This window comes from Variovorax sp. dw_308 (assembly GCF_019207085.1).
Taxonomy (GTDB): Bacteria; Pseudomonadota; Gammaproteobacteria; order Burkholderiales; family Burkholderiaceae_C; genus Variovorax.
Genome location: NZ_JAATOM010000008.1, coordinates 51,818 through 71,423, shown reverse-complemented (window position 1 = coordinate 71,423; position 19,606 = coordinate 51,818). Strand labels below are relative to the sequence as shown.

Genomic DNA, 19,606 nt, shown 5'->3' with positions numbered 1-19,606 from the left:
GCGATCAGTTCTTCTTCAGGCCCCAGAACACGCCGACGGGCGATGGCACCAGACCGGTCACCACGTCCTTGCGCAGTGCCGAATACAAGGTCCACTCACCAATCGGCGCATACACCGCCGCATCGAGCACACGCTCCTGGATGGCGGTGGCGATCGGCTTGCGCTGCTCCTCGCTGGAGGCGGCCAGGAATTCGCCCTTCAGCTTTTCAAGCGGCTCGTCCGTGGTCCAGCCGAACCAGCCCTTCTCGCCGTTGCCGGTCATCGGTGCGAAGAACATCGGGTTCATGTTGTCGGCCACGCTCCACGCCGTGATGAAGGCGTTCCAGCCGCCCTCCGCCGCCGGCTTCTTGACGGCGCGACGCGCCACCAGCGTCGGCCAGTCCATGGACACCATGTCGACATTGAAGCCGGCCTGCTTCAGCAAGGCCGCCATCACCGGCGGCAGCTTGTTGAGCGAGGTGAAGTTCGACGGGTACATCAACACGATCGGCTCGTTCTTGTAGCCGGCCTCCTTCAGCAGCGCCTTGGCCTTCTCGAACTGCGGCTTGCCGGTGAAGTAGGAGGTCTTGTCCGACCAATAGGTCGAGCCCAGCGGGTAGATCGACGGGTTCGGCTTGTAGAGGTCCTTGCTGATCATCTGCGCACGCAGCAACGCCTCCTGGTTCACCGCCAGGAACGCGGCCTGCGCGATCTTGGCGTTGTTGAACGGCGGCACCATGCGGTTCAGGTGCAAGGCGAACGAGGCCGACGGCACCTGCTTGCCGAGTTCGATCTTCGGGTTGGCCTTGAGCGTCGCGTACTGGTCCGGGGGCGAGATCTCGAGCATGTCGACCTCGCCGTTGGTGAGCGCATTGACCTGCGTCTGCGCATCGTTCAGCACCACCCATTCCAGGCGATCGACGTAGACGACCTTGCCGCCGGCGGTGCCCGAGGCTGGCTCCTTGCGCGGCACGTACTTGGTGTTCTTGATGTAGACGACCTTCTCGCCAGGGCGGTATTCGTCGGTCTTGAAGATGTAGGGGCCGGAGCCGACGGTGCTGCTGATCTGCTGGTCGGCCGGCGTGTCGGCCACGGCCTTGGGCATGATGAAGGGCGGGTTGGCCGAGGGCTTGGCCAAGGCCTCCACCACCATGCCGAAGGGCTCCTTGAAGGTCAGGACGAAGGTCTTGTCGTTCTTCGCGTCCATGCTGCCCATGGCCATCATCATCTTCTGGCCCAGGGCGTCGCGTTGCGCCCAGCGCTTGATCGACTGGATCACGTCCGCCGAGGTCACGGGCTTGCCGTCATGGAAGGCCAGGCCTTCGCGCAGCGTGAAGGTCCAGGTCTTGCCGTCGGCGCTGCTGTTGTAGTCGCTGACCATCTGCGGACTCACCTTGCCGTTGATGTCCACGCCGAACAGCGTGTCGTACACGTTGTAGCCGTGGTTGCGCGTGACGAAAGCAGTGGTCCAGATCGGGTCGAGGATCTTCAGGTCGGACTGCGGCACCATGCGCAGGACCTTGGGCGCGTCCTGCGCCAGCGCAACGCCGGCAGCGCTCGACATCAAGCCGCCGATCAGGAGGGTAAGGATGGACTTCTTCAAAGACATGACTGGCAGTTCCTAAGGTAAAGGGAGGTAGCAAACTCGACGAAAAACAATCAACGGGACAACTTCCGTGCCGATACATCGAATCCGGATTCGACCTGGACGGCCAGCTTGGCCAGGCAAGCCTCGAACACCTCGACTTCGTCGCTGCTGAGCACGGACAGCAGCGACTTCTCCATCTTTCGACCGAGGCGGTCGCACTGCTTGACGATCTCGCGGCCACTGGCCGTGAGGTGCAATTGCACCCAGCGCGCGTCTTCGGTGCCGATCTGGCGCACCAGCAATTCGCGCCGCGCCAACGAGGTCACCAGCTTGGACACCAGCGTCTTCTCGAGCCTCGCCTTGCTGGACACCTCTCCCTGCGTGATGCCGGGTTGGCGATGCGCCAGGCGCAACACGCGGAGCTCGCGCAGGCTCACGTCGCAGGCCTCCTCGTAGATGGCGGAAGCCATCTGCTTGGCCTGGTCGTTGACGACGTCCATCCTGAAGGTCAGAAAATCAATGGCAGGGCGCGACATCCAAGTCTCCTGTTATTGCTAACGGCAATAGTTGCCAACTGCAACTTGTCCTGGACGTTAGCAGCATTCATGCCACCTGGCGACCCCCGGAATTTCCCGAAGTCGACACCAGATTGGCGCATCGAGCGCCGTCGTCGTGCCTGACGACATGGGGATTCACGGAAACCGTTCCGGGGCGGAGTCGATGTCGATCTCGACCCTGGCGGTGAGCCGGGCCAGGCACTGCTCGAAGGATTCGAGTTCCGCATCGGTCAATACGGACAGCATGGATTTCTCCAGCTTCCGGCCCACGCGGCCAGCGCGCTGGACTACGTCCTGACCGTGTTCCGTCAGGAACAGGTGACCCGAACGGGCGTCCTGTGCGCCACTTTCGCGCACCAGCAGGCCGCGCTCGGCGAGCGTCTTGACGATCCTGGAAGTGGTTGATTTGTCGAATTGCGCCTGGCCCGACGTCTCGCCTTGGGTGATGCCGGGGTGGTGGGCGGCGAGGCGAAGCACACGCAGTTCGCGCAAGCTCACGCCGCAGGACGCTTCATAGATACCGGATGCGAGCACCTTGGCCTGGTGGCTGAACACGTCCACACGGTACGTGAGGAAGTCAATGGCGGCACGCGACATCCCGGCTCTCCCTGATTGCAATCGGAAACAACTGCGGATTGCAACCGTCCCCGGGGCACATTAGCAGCATCTGTGGCTAGCCGTCATCCGCGAATGCACCGATGGCCCGGCCCCGCCGTTCGGTCCACGCTGTGAGGCTTTGCGGGGCACGCCCGCCCAGGGGTACCAACCCAGGGAAGGCGGACCTGCTACGGGGCAGGCGCCTTCGGGTTGGCCTTCAAACGGCAGTCACCACGCCGCGTCCGGCAAAGTGGCCTTCCGCATTGGCGAGGAAGCGCAGGAAGGATGCCTCGGTCGCCTCAGGCGACCAGCCTGCCAGGTGCGGCGTGATGATGAGATTGTCGAAGCCGATGAGTTGCGCCGGTGGCTTCGGCTCGCTCTCGTAGACGTCCAGGCCGGCGCCAGCGATGCGCCCGTCACGCAAGGCCGCCGCCAACGCCTCGGTGTCGACCACGCTGCCCCGCCCGATGTTCACGAGGAAGCCTTGCGGCCCCAGTGCGTCGAGCACTTCGGCATTGACGATGTGCGTCGTCGCCGGCCCGCCGGGCGCGGCGCACACCAGCACGTCGGCCCATTCCGCCAGGGCCTTCAGGTTGCTGAAGTACTGGTGCGGCGACTCCGCCTTCGGCTTGCGGTTGTGATAGCCGACCGGCATGTCGAAGCCGGCCGCGCGCCTGGCGATCTTCTGGCCGATGGTGCCCATGCCGAGGATGCCGAGGCGCTTGCCGGAGACGTTGGGTGGCTGCGGAATCGCCAAGCGCCAGACGCCCTCGCGACATTTCTGGTCGAGCATGCGGAAGTTGCGCACCGCGGCGATGACGAGGCCGAAGGCATGGTCGGCCACGCAGTCGTCGTTGGTGCCCTGCCCGTTCGCGACCACGATGCCGCGCGCGCGGGCCGCATCGACGTCGACCAGCTCGAAGCCGGCGCCCATGCAGCAGATCAGTTCGAGCCGGCGCATCGCGTCCATCTCGGCGGCGGTCACGCCAAGCACGCCGATGGTCAGCACCGCGCGGAACTCCGCGCCGCGCGCCGCGATGGCAGCAGCGCGATCGGTGGCCGTCGGCGCATAGCGCATGTCGTACAGCTCGGCGAGGCGGGACTGATGCTCACTGGAGAGCGTGTGGGCAACCAGCAGGGGAATCTTGTCGGACATTCGGCATCGGCTCCTGGGGAAACTACAGAACGGGGGTGGCTTCGACTTGTTGCATGGCCCACATCCGGGCATAGCGGCCGTCCTGCACAAGCAGGCCCGAGTGGGTGCCGCGCTCGACGATGACGCCACCTTCCAGCACGAGGATTTCATGCGCGTCGACCACCGTCGACAGCCGGTGCGCGATGACCAGCGTGGTTTTGTTCTGCGCGGCGCTCTGCAACTCGGCCTGGATGGCGCGCTCGTTGGCGGAGTCGAGGGCCGACGTGGCCTCGTCGAAGATGAGGATCGGCGGGTTCTTCAGCAGCGTGCGCGCGATGGCGACGCGCTGCTTCTCCCCGCCCGACAGCTTGAGGCCGCGCTCGCCGACCGGCGTGGCATAGCCCTTGGGCGTGGCGGCGATGAAGTCGTGGATGCGCGCGGCCTTCGCGGCGGCCACGACCTCCGCGTGCGTGGAGCCCGGCCGGCCGTAGGCGATGTTGTATTCGACGGTGTCGTTGAACAGCACCGTGTCCTGCGGGACGATACCGATGGCCTGGCGCACGCTGGCCTGCGTGACCGAGCGGATGTCTTGTCCGCCGATGGTGATGCGGCCGCCGCCCGAGCTGGTGGCAGCCCCTCCGGGGGGCGAGGCGCCGCGTGAAGCTTGCGGGAACCCGGTCCCGACGTCATAGAAGCGATACATGAGCCGGGCCAGTGTCGACTTGCCGGAGCCTGAGGGGCCGACCACCGCGACCGTCTTGCCTGCGGGGATTTCAAAGCTCACGTGGCGCAGGATGGGGCGTGCAGGTTCGTAGGCGAAGCTGACATCCTCGAAGCGGACGGTGGCGTCGGGGGAAGCACCCTCGCCCCCGCCCTCTCCCGCTTGCGGGAGAGGAAGTAGTTGCAGGGGCAAAGCCCCGGGCGCGTCGCGGATCTCGCGGTCCTTCTCCATGAGCACGAACATCTTGTCGAGGTCGGTCAGGCTCTGCTTGATCTCGCGGTAGATCACGCCGAGGAAATTCATCGGGATGTAGAGCTGGATCATGAAGGCGTTGACCATCACCAGGTCGCCCAGCGTCATGCGCCCATCGACCACGCCCGAGGTGGCGCGCCACAGCATCAGCACCAGGCTCACCGCGATCAGCATCTGCTGGCCGGTGTTGAGCATGCTCAAGGTGCGCTGGCTCTTGATGGCGGCCTTGCGGTAGCGGTCCAGGCTGGCGTCGTAGCGCTGCGCCTCGAACTCCTCGTTGTTGAAGTACTTGACGGTCTCGTAGTTCAGCAGCGAATCGACCGCACGGCTCTGCGCCATCGTGTCGAGCTCGTTCATGGTCTTGCGGAACTGGGTGCGCCACTCGGTCACCGTCACGGTGAAGGTGATGTAGATGACCAGCGCCACCGCGGTGATCCAGACGAACAACTGGTCGAACTTCACGCCAAGGATGCTCAGTACCAGCACCAGTTCGATGAGCGTCGGCACGATGCTGTAGAGCGACATCGAGATCAGCGAATGCACGCCGCGCGTGCCGCGTTCGATGTCGCGCGTCATGCCGCCGGTCTGCCGCTCCAGATGGAAGCGCAGGCTCAGCGCATGCAGGTGCCTGAACACCTCCAGCGAAATGCTGCGCGCCGCGCCCTCGGTCGCCTTGGCGAACACCAGTTCGCGCAGCTCCCCGAACAGCGAGGTCGAGAAGCGCAGCAGCCCGTAGGCCACGAGCAAGGCGATCGGCACGACCAGCAGCGCCTGCGCCATGTCGGGCTTGGGCGTCATCGTGTCGACCAGGTTCTTCAGCAGCACCGGCACGCCGACGTTGGCGACCTTGGCGCCCACCATGAAGGAGAGCGCCGCGAGCACGCGCCACTTGTACCGCCAGAGGTAGGGGAACAGGCGGCGCAGCGTCGCCCAATCGGAACGGTCGCTGCGCGCCGGGGCGTGGGCGCCGGCGTGGGATGGGTGTGGAAGTGTTTCGCCGCTGCGGCGCATGAAAGACAATCGTGGCTGTAGTTTTCACCAGATTGTGCCCATGTCCAATTCTCCAAGCGCCAACGCGGCCACCCCCCTTAAAAGCCTGCCGACTGACATGGACCTGGTGCTCAAGGTCATTCCGATGCCGGCCGACTGCAATGCCAACGGCGACATCTTCGGCGGCTGGGTCATGGCGCAATGCGATCTGGCCGGCTCGGTGATCCCGGCGCGCCATGCCAAGGGCCGCATGGCGACCGTGGCAGTCAATGAATTCATCTTCAAGCAACCGGTGCGACTGGGCGACATCCTGTCCTTCTATTCCAAGCTGGTGAAGATCGGGCGCACCTCCATCACCGTCACGGTCGAAGTGTTCGCCGAGCGCTTCCGCACGCAGGGCGAATACATCAAGGTGACGCAGGCGACCTTTACCTACGTTGCGATCGACGAGAACGGACGGCCGCGGCCGATCGAGCAGGACTGAACGCAGGCCGGTGTCCGACAGGAGCGAGCCGCTGGCGCCGCCGGGCTAAGGCTGGAAGCCCGAGTTCTTCACCACGGGCGCCCACTGCGCCTTGTAGGCGGCCAGCATCGCCACCGTCTGCGCGCTGCTGCTGGTCACCGGCACCATCTCCGCCGACTTGAAGCGGGCCTGCAATGCCGGATCGGCCATCGCCTGCTGGATGGCCGTGGCAATCGCGCGCTGGCGCGCAACCGGAAGCGAGGCCGCGGCATAGACCACGTTCCAGCCCGCGGCCGAGAGGTCGAGCCCGGCCTCCTTGAAGGTCGGCACGTCAGGCAGCGTGGGGGAACGGCGCACACCGGAGACGGCCAGGATCCTGATCTTGCCGGACTTGGCCAGCGGCTCCAGCGCGTCGAGCGAATCGAAGGCGATGGGCACATGCCCACCCATCAGGTCGTTGAGCAGCGGCGCCGAGCCCTTGTAGCCGACGATGGGCATCTTGACGCCCATCTTGTCGCCGAGCATCAGGCCGAAGAAGTGCGGCAGGCTGCCGGTCGCAGGAACGCCGGCCGCGACCTTGTCCTGGTTGGCCTGCATCCAGGCGCGCAGGTGGCCGAACTCGCGCACCGGCACGGCCGGGCCCACCGCCACGCCGAAGTCGTAGCTCGTCACCTGCGAGAGCGCGACATAGTCCTTGTCCGGGTCGTAGCCGTTGTCCTTGAACACCAGCGGCGCGATCAGCATGGTGGCCGGGTTGGCCAGCAGCACGAGGTTCTGGCCCAACGAGTCCTTGTAGACCTGCTGCGCGGCCAGCCGCCCGCCAGCGCCCACGCGGTTCTCGACGATGACGGTGACGCCGAGCTTCGGCGCGATGGCGTCGGCCAGCAGGCGCGCGGCGCGATCGGAGGTGCCGCCCGGCGGATAGGGCACGACGATCTCGAGGGTGCCGCCTTCGAGCGCGGGGGCTTGTGCATGGCCAAGGCTGCCGAACAGGGCCAGCGCCGTGGCGGCGGCCAGGGCCTGTCGTCTGTCGAGGGTCATGGGGTCGTCTCCGGGCGTTGTCGTGCCGGGGACTCTAAACCTTGCCCCCGGCTCGTCAGACCTTCGAGAAGTCCGGCTTGCGCTTTTCCATGAAGGCCGAGAAGGCTTCCTTGGCAGCCGGTGCACGCATCGCATTCGCAAAGCTCACGCTTTCCACGCCGATGCGCTCCAGCACGGCGGGCTGCTGGCCCATCTTGAGCAGGCGCTTGGTCTCGACCAGCACCGAAAGCGGCTTGGCGGCCAGCTTGCGAGCCTGCGCCTGGGCGACGCCATTGGCCTCGGTCGGCGGCACGACGCGGTTCACCAGGCCCACTTCGAGCGCGGCCTCGGCCATGAAGGGCTCGCCCAGCAGCAGTGCCTCGGCGGCGCGGTGGTAGCCGAACATCTGCGGCGCCAGCATGCTGGATGCGGCCTCGGGCACCAGGCCGAGGTTGACGAAAGGCATCGAGAAGGCTGCGTTGTCGCCCGCCACCACGATGTCGCAATGGAACAGCAGCGTGGTGCCGATGCCGACGGCCGGACCGCAGACGCTCGCGACGACAGGCTTCGGAAAAGCCGCGATGGTGCGCAGGAAGCGGATGGCCGGCGACTCGCCTTCGGTCGGCGACGCCGGCTTGGCGGACTGGGCCATGAAGTCGCCGATGTCGTTGCCGGCGCTGAAGATGGTCGGGTCGCCCTGGATCAGCACGGTGCGCACGGCGGCGTCGGCGCTAGCCTGCTCGATCGCATCGGACAGCGCGTTGTACATCGCGCCGGTGATCGAGTTCTTGCGCTCGAGGCGGTTGAAGGTCAGAGTCATCACACCGGCTTCGGTGTGGACGAGGATGTCGGTCATGGTGCTGTGCTCAATTCAGAAGTGAAGAAAAAGGGGGCTTGGCTCATGCAGCCAGGTACTCCCTGACGAAGTCCAGGCGGTCCTGGCCCCAGAACATGTCCTTGCCGACGAACATCGTAGGTGCGCCGAACACGCCGCGCTCGACGGCCTCCTGCGTGGTGGCCTTGAGCTTGTCCTTGGTGCCCTGCGCGTTCGCGAGTGCGAGCACCTCGGCCGCGTCGAAGCCGGCGGCCTGCAAGACCCCGCCGACGACGGCCGGGTCGTTCATGTTCTTGCCATTGACCCAGATCGCGTCGAAGACGGCCTTGACCAACGCTGCAAAGCGCTCCGGCTGCTGCGCCTGGATGCCCGTCGCGGCGCGCATCAACAGAAGCGTGTTGATCGGGAAGTGCGCGTTGTGCGCAAAGGGCACGCCATAGCGCCTGGCGAAGCGCTTCAGGTCCTCCGTCATGTACGGGCCCTTCGGCTTGATCTCGGCCGGCGAATGGTTGCCGGTGGCCTGGAACACGCCGCCGAGCAGCATCGGTCTCCAGTCGATCGTCGCGCCGGTGTCGGCGGCGATGTGCGGCAGTTGCGTCGCGGCCAGGTAGGCGGCGGGGCTGCCGAAATCGAAATAGAACTCTACGGTCTTTTCCATCGTGTCTCCTTGGGTTGTCTTTGGGCTCAGAATTTTTCCGACCAGGGGCGCAGGTCCAGTTCATGCGTCCAGGCATCGCGGGGCTGCGCGTGCAGCATCCAGTACATGTCGGCGATGTGGTCGGGGTTGAGGATGCCGTCCTGCGCCTTCATCGCGTAGCGTTCCGGGAAGTTGCTGCGGATGAATTCGGTGTCGATGGCGCCATCGACGACGACATGCGCGACGTGGATGCCTTGCGGGCCGAGTTCGCGCGCCATCGCTTGCGCCAGGGCGCGCAGGGCCATCTTCGCGCCGGAGAAGGCGCCGAAGTTGGCCGCGCCGCGCAGCGACGCCGTCGCGCCGGTGAAGATGATCGTGCCGCGGTGCGCGCCTTCCGGCACGTTGCGGGCCACCATCTTCTTCGCGACTTCGCGGCCGTTGAGGAAGCCGGAGAAGCAGGCCATCTCCCAGACCTTGAAGTACTTGCGGGCGGTCTCGTTCAGGATGCTCTCGGGCACGTTGGCGCCGATGTTGAACACCATGACCTCGATCGGCCCGATGGTCGACTCGATCTCTTCAACCAGCGCGACGACCTCCTCTTCCTTGCGTGCGTCGCAGGCGAAGGCGCGGGCCGCGCCGCCGTCGGCCTCGATCTGCGCGACCAGCGGCTGCAACTTGTCGAGGCTGCGGCGCGTGACGCATGCGATGTAGCCTTCGCGGGCGAAGCGGCGGGCGATGGCGCCGCCGGTGGCGTCACCGGCGCCGATGATCAGTGCTGTCTTCTGGGCCATGTTGTCTCATTCCTTGTAGTAGACGATCTGGTTCGACGTGGCGAGCAGTTCCCCCGCCTCGCTCCACAATTGCGCGGTCTGGTCGAAGAAGCCATTGTGGAACTGCTGGCCGACCGCACGGCCCAACAGGTAGCCGGTACCGACTGCCGCGAGCTCTGCCGCGCCGGCATGGAAGTAGGTGGTGATCGAGACGGTTCCGGCTGGCACATGCCTGGCGCGGCGCAGCCAGACACGCGGATAGAACATGTCGCTCATCGCGGCCAGCGAGGCGAAATCGAGCGAGCGCGGTTGCGCGTCGCGCAGCCAGATCAGTGTCTCGCTGTGCTTGCTGCTGCCATCCCAGGTCGAAGGAACGAAGCCGCCGACCGGCCGCATCTCGTACTGGTTGAGCCATGCCACGCCGGACGAGCCGATGCGCATGCGTTCGACCGCCGTGGGCGCCGCCACCGGCGGCATCGGCATGTCGTTGTCGCCCCAGGTGTCGCGGCGCGCCGCCGTGACGACGGTGGCCGTGGTGTTGACCTGCGGTGTGCCATTGGCGTCGGCTTGGGTGATCTGGAGGGTCCAGTGTTGGGTCGAGCGATTGGTGCGCACCGCCACCGCATGCACGTCGAACGCACCGGCCGACACCGCGGCGGCGTAGTTGACGGTCAGCGCGACGGGCGTGCCAAGCAGGTCCGGATGCGAGAGCACCGCCTGCAATACGATCGCCGCCGTGGTGCCGCCGAACGGGCCGACCATGTTCCAGTAATCGGGGCTGGTCGTGCCGGTGAAGTGGCCCTTGCGCGAGCTGGGCGTGAGTGCGAGAGCCTTGTCGAAATTGTGGATGGCGGTCATGTCGGCAGTGTGCATGGATTGGCGCTGGGAGACGGTCATGGAGGTGACGGCGGGCTGTGTCGGGATCAAAAAAAGGGCGCCCACGGCGCCCTGTTCAACTCACACTCTTTCGAAGATGCCCGCGGCGCCTTGGCCCATCCCCACGCACATGGTCACCATGCCGTACTTCAGGTTCTTGCGGCGCAGCGCGTGCACCACCGTCGCCGAACGAATCGCGCCGGTCGCACCGAGCGGGTGGCCCAGTGCGATGGCGCCGCCCATCGGATTCACCTTGCTCGGGTCCAGGCCCAGCGTGTTCATCACCGCCAGCGACTGCGCCGCGAAGGCTTCGTTCAGTTCGAACCAGTCGATGTCCTCGTGCTTCAGGCCGGCATAGCGCAGCGCGGCCGGAATCGCCTCGATCGGGCCGATGCCCATGATGTGCGGCGGCACGCCCTTGCTGGCGAAGCTCACGAAGCGCGCGAGCGGCGTCAGGCCGTATTGCTTGATCGCCTTCTCGCTCGCCAGGATCAACGCGCCCGCGCCGTCGGAGGTCTGCGAGCTGTTGCCCGCCGTGACCGTGCCACGTGCCGCGAACACGGTGCGCAGCTTGGCCAGGCCTTCGATGGTGGTGTCAGGGCGCGCGCCTTCGTCGAGGCTCACGGTGCGGGTCCTGGCAATCGGCTCGCCGGACGCGAGATCCGGCGTGCGGTCGGTGACTTCGATCGGGGTGATCTCGTCGGCGAACTCACCGGCGGCTTGAGCGGCCAGTGCCTTCTGGTGCGAGGCGAGCGCGAACGCGTCCTGCGCATCGCGGCTCACCTTCCACTGCTGCGCCACCTTCTCGGCGGTCAGGCCCATGCCGTAGGCGATGCCCACGTCGCCTTCACGCTCGAAGATCGACGGCGACAGCGAGGGCGAGTTGCCCATCATCGGCACCATGCTCATGCTTTCCACACCGGCCGCGATCATCACGTCGGCTTCGCCCACGCGGATGCGGTCAGCGGCCATCTGGACGGCGGACAGGCCCGAGGCGCAGAAGCGGTTGACGGTGATACCGCCGATGCTGTTGGGCAGGCCCGCGAGCACCGCGCCGATGCGCGCGACGTTGAGGCCCTGCTGGCCTTCGGGAATCGCGCAGCCGCAGATGATGTCCTCGATGGCCTTCGGGTCCAGGCCCGGCACTGCGGCGAGCGCGGCCTTCAGCGTGGTCGCCAGCAAGTCGTCCGGGCGGTAGTTGCGGAAGTAGCCGCGATGCGACTTGCCGATCGGCGTGCGCGTGGCGGAGACGATGTAGGCGTCTTGAATTTGTTTCATGAATGGATGTCCAGTTGTCTTGCTCCCTCTCCCGCCTGCGGGAGAGGGTTGGGGTGAGGGAGAGTGAGTCCAGCGCAGCACCACTGCGCTCCATCGGCCCCCTCTCCCGCCTGCGGGAGAGGGTTGGGGTGAGGGTCTGCGTTTTCATTGAGCGCCCGAAGAATGACTTCCAGCACCGCTTCCGTTTGCCCCAGCACTTCGTTGTTCCAGAAGCGCAAGACACGGAAGCCTTCGGCCTGGATCAAGTCCGTTCGCCGCTGGTCGTATTCGACGGCGTCCGCATGCTGCCCGCCATCGAGCTCGATCACGAGCCTGGCCTCGAGGCATGCGAAGTCCGCGAAGTGGGGGCCGATAGGTCGCTGGCGGCGGAATTTGAAGCCTGAGGGGCGACGGTCGCGCAGGTGGTACCAGAGCAGCGTTTCGGCATCGGTGGGGGCGGCGCGAAGCGCCTTTGCCCTCACCCTAACCCTCTCCCGCGAGCGGGAGAGGGGACCAGGCACGTTGTCGCTGCTCATGGTGCTTGCGCTCAGTTGCGTACCGGCTTGCCGGTGCTGAGCATTCCCATGATCCGCTCCTGCGTCTTGGGATGCACGATGAGCGAGCAGAACGCCTTGCGTTCCAGCGCCATCAAATACTCTTCGGTCACCAGCGAGCCGGCGTCGATGTCGCCGCCCGTCACCACTTCAGCGATCAGGCTGGCGATGTAAAAGTCGTGCGCGCTGATGAAGCCGCCGTCGCGCATGTTCACGAGCTGGCCCTTGATCGTCGCCGCGCCGCTGCGGCCGGCGACGCGGAAGCTGCGGCGCAGCGGCGCGCGGTAGCCCGCATCCGACATCGCCTTGACCTGCTGTTGCGCGACGTAGAGCAGTTCGTCCTTGTTCGGCACGATCACGTCGCTATCGAGCAAATAGCCGAGCTTCTTCGAATCGAGCGCGCCGGTGCCGACCTTGGCCATCGCGGCGGCGGTGAAGCCTTCGGTGAGGAAGGGCAGCAGGTCGGTGCCGGTCGAAGCGGCCGCGTTCTCCGCCGCACGGCGAGCGATGTAGGTGAGGCCGCCCGCGCCGGGGATCAGGCCCACGCCGACTTCGACCAGGCCGATGTAGCTTTCCATCGCCGCGACGCGCTTGGCCGAGTACACGGCCAGTTCGCAGCCGCCGCCCAGCGCCAGGCCGCGAATGGCCGACACCACGGGCACGCTGCTGAAGCGGATCTTCAGCATGACTTGCTGCAAGGCTTCTTCAGCGCCTTCGACCGCGCCGATGCCGGCAACCACGAAGGCTGGCAGCATGGCTTGCAAGTCGGCGCCGACCGAGAACATCTCGTCTGGCGACCAGATCACCAGGCCCTTGTATTCCGCTTCGGCCAGGTCGACCGCCGCGCCCAGCGCCTCCGCCACGTCCGGGCTGATCGCATGCATCTTCGAATGGATGCTGGCGATGAGCACTTCGCCATCCAGCGTCCACACGCGCACGTCGCCTTCGTCGCTGACCGTCGTGCCGGCCTTGTTGGCATCCGGCGCATTCGCACCCAGCACGCTTTCAGGGAACAGCTGGCGCTCGTGCACCGGCAGCTTGCGCTGCGGCACGAACTTGTTCGCCGATGCACTCCACGAGCCTTCAGCCGTGTGCACGCCGCCCGCTTCCGCCACCGGGCCTTCGAACACCCACTTCGGCAGCGGCGCATTCGCCAGCGCCTTGTCGGCGTCGATGTCTTCCTGGATCCATTGGGCGACTTGCGTCCAGCCGGCTTCCTGCCACAGCTCGAACGGGCCTTGCTTCATGCCGAAGCCCCAGCGCATCGCGAAGTCGATGTCGCGCGCGCTCTCGGCGATGGTCGCGAGATGGATCGCGGCGTAGTGGAAGCTGTCGCGCAGGATGGCCCAGAGGAACTGGCCTTGCGGGCCTTCGCTCTCGCGCAGCAGCTTCAGGCGCTGGCCCGCGGGCTTCTTCAGCATGCGGCCATAGACCTCGTCGGCCTTCTCGCCCGAGGGCACATAGTCGCCCTTGGCCAAGTCGAAGCGCAGGATGTCGCGGCCGGCCTTCTTGTAGAAGCCGCCCTTGGTCTTGTTGCCCAGCTTGCCCAGTTCCAGCAGCTTGGCCAGCACCGGCGGCGTCGCGAAGTTCGGATAAAACGGATCGCTCTTCTCGTCGAGGTTGTCCTGCAAGGTCTTGACCACGTGGGCCAGCGTGTCCAGGCCGACCACGTCCGCCGTGCGGAAAGTGCCCGAACTGGCGCGACCCAGCTTCTTGCCGGTGAGGTCGTCGACCACGTCCGGCGTCAGGCCGAACTTCTCGACTTCCTTCAGCGTCGCCAGCAGGCCGGCGATGCCCACGCGGTTGGCGATGAAGTTGGGCGTGTCGTGCGCGCGCACCACGCCCTTGCCGAGCGTGCTGGTGACGAAGGCTTCGAGCTGGTCGAGCACTTCGGGCCGGGTGGTCGGCGTGTTGATCAGCTCGACCAGGAACATGTAGCGCGGCGGGTTGAAGAAGTGGATGCCGCAGAACTGCGACTTCATGGCTTCAGGCAGCGCTTCGCTGAGCTTGGTGATCGACAGGCCCGAAGTGTTCGAGGCCAGGATCGCGTTCTTCGACACGTGCGGCGCGATCTTCTTGTACAGATCGAGCTTCCAGTCCATGCGCTCGGCGATCGCTTCGATCACGAGGTCGCATTCGCCGAGCTTGTCGAGGTGGTCGTCGTAGTTGGCGACCTCGATCAGCCCCGCGTCGGCAACGTCGCCGAGCGGCGCGGGCTTGAGCTTCTTGAGGTTGTCGATGGCACGCGTCACGATGCCGTTCTTCGCCGCGCCTTGTGCGACAGCGCCGGTCGCGTCTTTCGCGGCCAGGTCGAACAGCACCACCGGTACTCGGACGTTGACCAGGTGCGCAGCAATCTGCGCGCCCATCACGCCGGCGCCGAGCACGGCGACTTTCTTCACTTGGAATCGGGACATTGAATTTCCGTCTGATGTTTCTTACTGGACTCGCGTCCAGGTTTGCGTGCGCCCGATGCCGAGCACCGAGCCGCGCACTTCCAGCTTCTTGCCACCCTCGATGGGCGTCAGGCGCAGCGTGTAGGTCTTGCCGTTCTCGGGGTCGAGGATCTTGCCGTCTTCCCAGACGTCCTTGCCCTCAACTTTCTTCGCACCGCGGATGATCTCGAGGCCGACCATCGGCTTGCCCTTGCGGTCGTCGCTGCACTCGTCGCACACCGCGTCCTGCTTGGCCTCCTTGCGCAGCAGCTTCTCGATGCGGCCGCTCACCACGCCACCGGACTCGCTGATGCGGATCTGCGACTTGACCTCGTTGGTCTTGTCGTCGATGGTGTGCCAGGCGCCCACCGGCGTCATCTGCGCAAAGGCGCAGGCCGAGGTCATCGCGAAAAGAATGGCCGTCAGTGCAAGCTTCATGGTCGTGTCCCCTTTGTTTGTCGAAATGAAGATCAGGCCAGCGCCGCGTCGGTGTCCATCAGCACCTTGCTGCCCGTGCGCGCGTTGCGCATCAGCGTCGCGGTCTCGGTGAACAGCTTGGCGAAGTAGAAGCGCGCGGTCTGCAGCTTGCCGACGTAGAACGGGTCGGTGTTGCCCGCCGCGATTTCGCGCAGCGCCACTTGCGCCATGCGGGCGAACAGGTAGCCAAACACGAAGTGGCCCGCGACGCGCAGGTAGTCCACCGCGGCAGCGCCCACTTCATCGGGGTTCTGGAAGCCCTTGAAGCCGACTTCGGTCGTGAACTTGGTCAGCTGGTCGCCCAGCACGGCGATGGGCGTGATGAACTCGCTCATCTTCTCGTTGACTCCTTCCTCGGCCACCAGCGCGCCGACCAGTTTGCCGAACTTCTTCAGCGTGGCGCCGTTGTTGCCCAGCACCTTGCGGCCCAGCAGGTCCAGCGACTGCACGGTGTTCGTGCCTTCGTAGATCATGTTGATGCGGTTGTCGCGCACGAACTGCTCCATGCCCCATTCCGTGATGAAGCCATGGCCGCCGTAGACCTGCATGCAGGCGTTGGTCGCGATGTGGCCGTTGTCGGTGATGAAGGCCTTGACGATCGGGGTCAGCAGCGCGACCAGTTCGCCGGAGTCCTTGCGCACCTTTTCGTCGGGGTGGTGGTGTTCCTTGTCGAGCAGCAGCGTGCAGAAGACCTGCAGCGCGCGGCCGCCTTCGGCGTAGGCCTTGGCGGTCAGCAGCATCTTGCGCACGTCGGGGTGCACGATGATCGGATCGGCATCCTTGTCCTTGGCCTTCACGCCCGTCAGCGAACGCATCTGGATGCGGTCCTTGGCATAGGCCAGCGCGTTCTGGTAGGCCACTTCGGTCAGGCCCAGCGACTGGTTGCCCACGCCCAGGCGTGCGGCGTTCATCATCACGAACATCGCGGCCAGGCCCTTGTTGGGCTCGCCGACCATGGTGCCGGTAGCGCCGTCGATGGCGATCTGCGCGGTGGCGTTGCCGTGGATGCCCATCTTGTGCTCGAGGCCGGCGCAGAAGATCGGGTTGCGGTCACCCAGCGAACCGTCCGCCTTGACGTGGAACTTCGGCACCGCGAACAGGCTGATGCCCTTGCTGCCCTTGGGCGCGTCCGGCAGGCGAGCGAGCACCAGGTGGATGATGTTCTCGGCCATGTCGTGTTCGCCGGCCGAGATGAAGATCTTGTTGCCGGTGATCTTGTAGCTGCCGTCGGCCTGCGGCTCGGCCTTGGTGCGCAGCATGCCGAGGTCGGTGCCGCAATGCGGCTCGGTCAGGCACATGGTGCCGGTCCATTCGCCGGTGGTGAGCTTGGGCAGGTAGGTCTTCTTCTGCGCGTCGGTGCCGTGCGCCTGCAGGGCTTCGTAGGCGCCGTGGGAGAGGCCGGGGTACATGGTCCAGGCCTGGTTCGCGCTGTTGAGCATTTCGTAGAGGCACTGGTTCAGCACGTACGGCAGGCCCTGGCCGCCGAACTCGGTGCTGCACGAGAGCGCCGGCCAGCCGCCTTCGACGAACTGTGCGTAGGCTTCCTTGAAGCCCTTAGGCGCGGTGACTTCGTGCGTGGCCTTGTCGAGCGTGCAGCCTTCCGCGTCGCCGGAGATGTTCAGCGGGAAGGTCACTTCGGCAGCGAACTTGCCTGCTTCTTCGATGACGGCGTTGATGGTGTCGACGTCGGTTTCCGCATGCTTGGGCATGGCCTTGAATTCATCGGCGACATGGAAGACTTCATGCAGCACGAATTGCATGTCACGCAGCGGCGGGGTGTAGGAAGGCATGGACGAAAGCTCCTGAGCAGTTTCTTGGGTAAAAAGTGAATCAGCCATCGCGCGATGGCGAGGACTGCATGGACGCGGGGCGCGGGGCTGACGGCGTAGCCGAGCGCTGGATGATGTTTCCGAAGCCTCGCCTGGCGCGCTCGATCGAACCGGGCACGTGCAGGAAGCGCGCTTCGTAGTGAGACGCAAGGATGAGTCCGTGGATCTCGAAGGCGATCTGGCGCTCGTCGGCGTCGTCGCGGAAGTGGCCTTCGGCCGTGGCCTGCTGCACCGCGCGGAACATGGCGCCCTGCCAGATGTTGACCGACTCGACCAGCGCGTCGCGCACCGGCCCCGGGCGGTCGTCGAATTCGGTGGCGCCGCTGATGTAGATGCAGCCAGAGTCGATCTCGACCGAGGTGCGCTTCATCCAGTTGTCGAACAAGGCGCACAGGCGCGGCAGTCCGCGCGGCGCCGACATGGCGGCGTAGAACACTTCCTGCTCGAAGCGGGCGTGGTATTCGCGGACCACGGAGATCTGCAGTTCCTCGCGCGAGCCGAAGTGCGCGAACACACCCGACTTGCTCATCTGCGTGAGTTCGGCCACGGCCCCTATCGACAGGCCCTCGAGCCCGATCTGTGCGGCAAGATTGAGCGCCGCATCGACGATGGCGGCCTTGGTCTGCTGGCCCTTCTGGGCGGTACGCGAGGCTTTTGCGGACGCGGCGGTGACGGGCATGAGTGCTTATTCAATAAAACGAACGGTCGTGCTATTTTGCAGTGAAACCGCGTCACGCAGAAGTGCAAAGCCCCCGACTTCTGGTGGACTATTACGTGATTGACGTCTTTTCAGGGCGGCGTGATCGGCACGGAAAAGGCGGTGCATGCCACGCCCGATGGCTACACGCTGCACTCCTCCGGGGCGGGGATGCCAAGTGCGCGCGCGTGATGTCGCAGGGCCACATCCAGGTCGATATGTCGGGTCATTCATTGCCACCCTGTTGGCGATTCGAAGCGCCAAACCTAGAATCCAGCCCGCAGGAGAGCGAGCGGTCATGCGACCGCTCCACCGAAGGCGCAAACTCCCATGAACGCTCAGGTCGACCTTTCACAGGGTCGTGTACTGCACCCATCGATATCGCCGTCTGGAGAGCCATCGGGCACATGCCCGATGCACCGAAGGAGCAACACCCCCGCGTGCGCGGAGGTCGAAACTCTCAGGTAACAAGGACAGGGGGAGCGGCTTTTGAAATCCATTCAAAGGACCTCCCATGCGCGTGATCGTGTTGGGCGCCGGCTTGCTCGGCGTCACCTCGGCCTATTACCTTCAGAAACTCGGCCATGAAGTCACCGTGGTCGACCGGCAGGCCACGCCGGCCGCCGAAACCAGCTTTGCCAACGGCGGGCAGATCTCCGTCAGCCATGCCGAACCCTGGGCCAATCCGAGCGCGCCGATCAAGGTGCTGCAATGGCTGGGCAAGGAAGACGCGCCGCTCCTGTTCCGCATCCGCGCCGACATGCGCCAGTGGATGTGGGGCCTGCAGTTCCTGCGCGAATGCACGCCGGCGCGGACGAAGCACAACATCGAGCAGATCGTGCGACTGGGCACCTACAGCCGCAGCATGCTGCAGGCGCTGCGCAGCGAAACCGGCCTCGGCTACGACCAGCGCACGCAAGGCATCCTGCACTTCTACACGACGCAGAAGGAGTTCGACGGCGCATTGAAGCCGGCCGAACAGATGCGCGCGCTGGGCTGCGAGCGCCTCGTCATTTCCGCCGACGAGGCGGTGAAGCTCGAACCCGCGCTGGCCCACATCCGTCCGCAACTGGCCGGCGCGACCTACACCGCCGAAGACGAGTCGGGCGATGCAAACCGATTCGCACGCGAACTGGTCAAGCTCTGCGAAGCGGCTGGCGTCAAGTTCCTCATGAGCCACACCGTGACGGCGATCCGCGAGGCCGGCGGCAAGGTCGAGCACGTCGAGGCCACCGACATCGAGGGCCGCTTCCAGCGCCTGCAGGCCGATGCCTATGTGATGGCCATGGGCTCGTTGAGCCCGATCTATGCCAAGCCGTTGGGCATCGAGTTGCCGATCTACCCGGCCAAGGGCTATTCGGTGACGCTGCCGGTGAAGGATGCGTCCAAGGCCTACCAGGTCTCCCTGACGGACGACGAGTTCAAGCTGGTGTTCTCGCGCTACACGTCGGAGGATGGGCGCGGCGACCGCATGCGCATTGCCGGCACGGCCGAACTCAACGGCTACGACCGCGACTTGAACCGCGTTCGCTGCGAGGCGATCGTGCGGCGGGTCGAGCAACTGTTTCCAGGTGCGGGCGACACGTCCAAGGCGCAGTTCTGGACCGGCCTGCGCCCGGCGACGCCGAGCAACGTGCCGATGATCGGCAAGACGAAGCTGCCCAACTTCTTCCTCAACACCGGGCATGGCACGCTAGGTTGGACGCATGCCTGCGGGTCCGGCAAGTCGATCGCGCACATCGTCAGTGGGCTGGCGCCGGAAGTCGACTTCGCATTCCAGAAATGAGCCGCCGAATGCGGACTTGAACGCACGCGAAGGTCGCGAAGAAACGCAAAAGGACGCAAAGGATTCAGAAAATTTCCGTATTCCTTTTGCGTCCTTCGCGGAACCTTCGCGTCCTCTGCGTCCGGTTCCCGTATTCAGACCCCGCTTCCGC

General features: G+C 65.5%; 18 protein-coding genes and 2 riboswitches. Of the genes, 2 read left to right on the top strand and 16 right to left on the bottom strand.

Going from position 1 to position 19,606, the window contains the following annotated elements; genetic code table 11:
- Positions 1 to 4: 4 nt before the first annotated feature.
- The 5 genes from HCU76_RS17525 to HCU76_RS17505 form a co-directional block, all read right to left on the bottom strand.
- A complete protein-coding gene (locus HCU76_RS17525) occupies positions 5 to 1,588 on the bottom strand; it encodes an ABC transporter substrate-binding protein (RefSeq protein ID WP_218510166.1) in 1,584 nt (527 codons plus the stop codon).
- Positions 1,589 to 1,638: 50 nt separating this feature from the next.
- Complete coding sequence (locus HCU76_RS17520; RefSeq protein ID WP_218510165.1) at positions 1,639 to 2,103, bottom strand: MarR family winged helix-turn-helix transcriptional regulator; 465 nt, start codon at positions 2,101 to 2,103, stop codon at positions 1,639 to 1,641.
- Between the two features lie 156 nt (positions 2,104 to 2,259).
- Entirely contained in the window at positions 2,260 to 2,721 is a 462-nt protein-coding gene (locus HCU76_RS17515; protein WP_213952887.1) for a MarR family winged helix-turn-helix transcriptional regulator, read from the bottom strand.
- A gap of 217 nt (positions 2,722 to 2,938) precedes the next feature.
- Positions 2,939 to 3,877, bottom strand: coding sequence for a 2-hydroxyacid dehydrogenase (locus HCU76_RS17510; RefSeq protein ID WP_213952886.1), 939 nt, complete (start codon positions 3,875 to 3,877; stop codon positions 2,939 to 2,941).
- Positions 3,878 to 3,899: 22 nt separating this feature from the next.
- Entirely contained in the window at positions 3,900 to 5,840 is a 1,941-nt protein-coding gene (locus tag HCU76_RS17505; protein WP_218510164.1) for an ABC transporter ATP-binding protein/permease, read from the bottom strand.
- 40 nt (positions 5,841 to 5,880) lie between these two features.
- On the opposite strand from HCU76_RS17505, the gene HCU76_RS17500 reads away from it, so the two are divergent.
- The gene (locus HCU76_RS17500; protein ID WP_213952884.1) at positions 5,881 to 6,303 is read left to right on the top strand and encodes an acyl-CoA thioesterase; all 423 of its coding nucleotides are present in this window, start codon (positions 5,881 to 5,883) and stop codon (positions 6,301 to 6,303) included.
- A gap of 45 nt (positions 6,304 to 6,348) precedes the next feature.
- Here HCU76_RS17500 and HCU76_RS17495 read toward each other — a convergent pair whose 3' ends face one another.
- The 11 genes from HCU76_RS17495 to HCU76_RS17445 all read right to left on the bottom strand — a co-directional run bounded on the left by HCU76_RS17495 (position 6,349) and on the right by HCU76_RS17445 (position 17,651).
- Positions 6,349 to 7,323, bottom strand: coding sequence for a tripartite tricarboxylate transporter substrate-binding protein (locus tag HCU76_RS17495; RefSeq protein ID WP_218510163.1), 975 nt, complete (start codon positions 7,321 to 7,323; stop codon positions 6,349 to 6,351).
- A gap of 55 nt (positions 7,324 to 7,378) precedes the next feature.
- Positions 7,379 to 8,158 carry an enoyl-CoA hydratase gene (locus tag HCU76_RS17490; protein WP_213952882.1) on the bottom strand — a complete coding sequence of 260 codons (780 nt, stop codon included), beginning with the start codon at positions 8,156 to 8,158 and terminating at the stop codon, positions 7,379 to 7,381.
- Positions 8,159 to 8,201: 43 nt separating this feature from the next.
- Positions 8,202 to 8,795, bottom strand: coding sequence for a 2-hydroxychromene-2-carboxylate isomerase (locus HCU76_RS17485; protein WP_218510162.1), 594 nt, complete (start codon positions 8,793 to 8,795; stop codon positions 8,202 to 8,204).
- Between the two features lie 26 nt (positions 8,796 to 8,821).
- Positions 8,822 to 9,565, bottom strand: coding sequence for an SDR family oxidoreductase (locus tag HCU76_RS17480; protein WP_218510161.1), 744 nt, complete (start codon positions 9,563 to 9,565; stop codon positions 8,822 to 8,824).
- Positions 9,566 to 9,571: 6 nt separating this feature from the next.
- Positions 9,572 to 10,402, bottom strand: a complete 831-nt coding sequence (locus tag HCU76_RS17475) for an acyl-CoA thioesterase II (protein ID WP_218510160.1) — start codon at positions 10,400 to 10,402, stop codon at positions 9,572 to 9,574.
- A gap of 99 nt (positions 10,403 to 10,501) precedes the next feature.
- Positions 10,502 to 11,698 carry an acetyl-CoA C-acyltransferase gene (locus HCU76_RS17470; protein WP_218510159.1) on the bottom strand — a complete coding sequence of 399 codons (1,197 nt, stop codon included), beginning with the start codon at positions 11,696 to 11,698 and terminating at the stop codon, positions 10,502 to 10,504.
- Positions 11,695 to 12,213: an endonuclease domain-containing protein gene (locus tag HCU76_RS17465; protein WP_256354253.1), complete on the bottom strand. Its 519-nt coding sequence runs from the start codon at positions 12,211 to 12,213 to the stop codon at positions 11,695 to 11,697. Before HCU76_RS17465 ends, HCU76_RS17470 begins: the two co-directional genes overlap by 4 nt.
- Positions 12,214 to 12,224: 11 nt before the next feature.
- Positions 12,225 to 14,648 (bottom strand): 3-hydroxyacyl-CoA dehydrogenase/enoyl-CoA hydratase family protein, encoded by a 2,424-nt coding sequence (locus HCU76_RS17460; protein WP_218510158.1) that lies wholly within the window; start codon positions 14,646 to 14,648, stop codon positions 12,225 to 12,227.
- Positions 14,649 to 14,669: 21 nt separating this feature from the next.
- On the bottom strand, positions 14,670 to 15,104 hold the full coding sequence (locus HCU76_RS17455) for a DUF2147 domain-containing protein (protein ID WP_213952876.1): 435 nt from the start codon (positions 15,102 to 15,104) through the stop codon (positions 14,670 to 14,672).
- Between the two features lie 32 nt (positions 15,105 to 15,136).
- Positions 15,137 to 16,933 carry an acyl-CoA dehydrogenase C-terminal domain-containing protein gene (locus tag HCU76_RS17450; RefSeq protein ID WP_213952875.1) on the bottom strand — a complete coding sequence of 599 codons (1,797 nt, stop codon included), beginning with the start codon at positions 16,931 to 16,933 and terminating at the stop codon, positions 15,137 to 15,139.
- A 40-nt stretch (positions 16,934 to 16,973) separates the two neighbouring features.
- Positions 16,974 to 17,651: a TetR/AcrR family transcriptional regulator gene (locus HCU76_RS17445; protein ID WP_218510157.1), complete on the bottom strand. Its 678-nt coding sequence runs from the start codon at positions 17,649 to 17,651 to the stop codon at positions 16,974 to 16,976.
- 289 nt (positions 17,652 to 17,940) lie between these two features.
- A riboswitch (glycine riboswitch) is annotated at positions 17,941 to 18,041 on the top strand.
- 6 nt (positions 18,042 to 18,047) lie between these two features.
- Positions 18,048 to 18,156: riboswitch (glycine riboswitch) on the top strand.
- A 27-nt stretch (positions 18,157 to 18,183) separates the two neighbouring features.
- On the opposite strand from HCU76_RS17445, the gene HCU76_RS17440 reads away from it, so the two are divergent.
- Positions 18,184 to 19,455: a D-amino acid dehydrogenase gene (locus tag HCU76_RS17440; protein WP_213952873.1), complete on the top strand. Its 1,272-nt coding sequence runs from the start codon at positions 18,184 to 18,186 to the stop codon at positions 19,453 to 19,455.
- Positions 19,456 to 19,606: the final 151 nt, after the last annotated feature.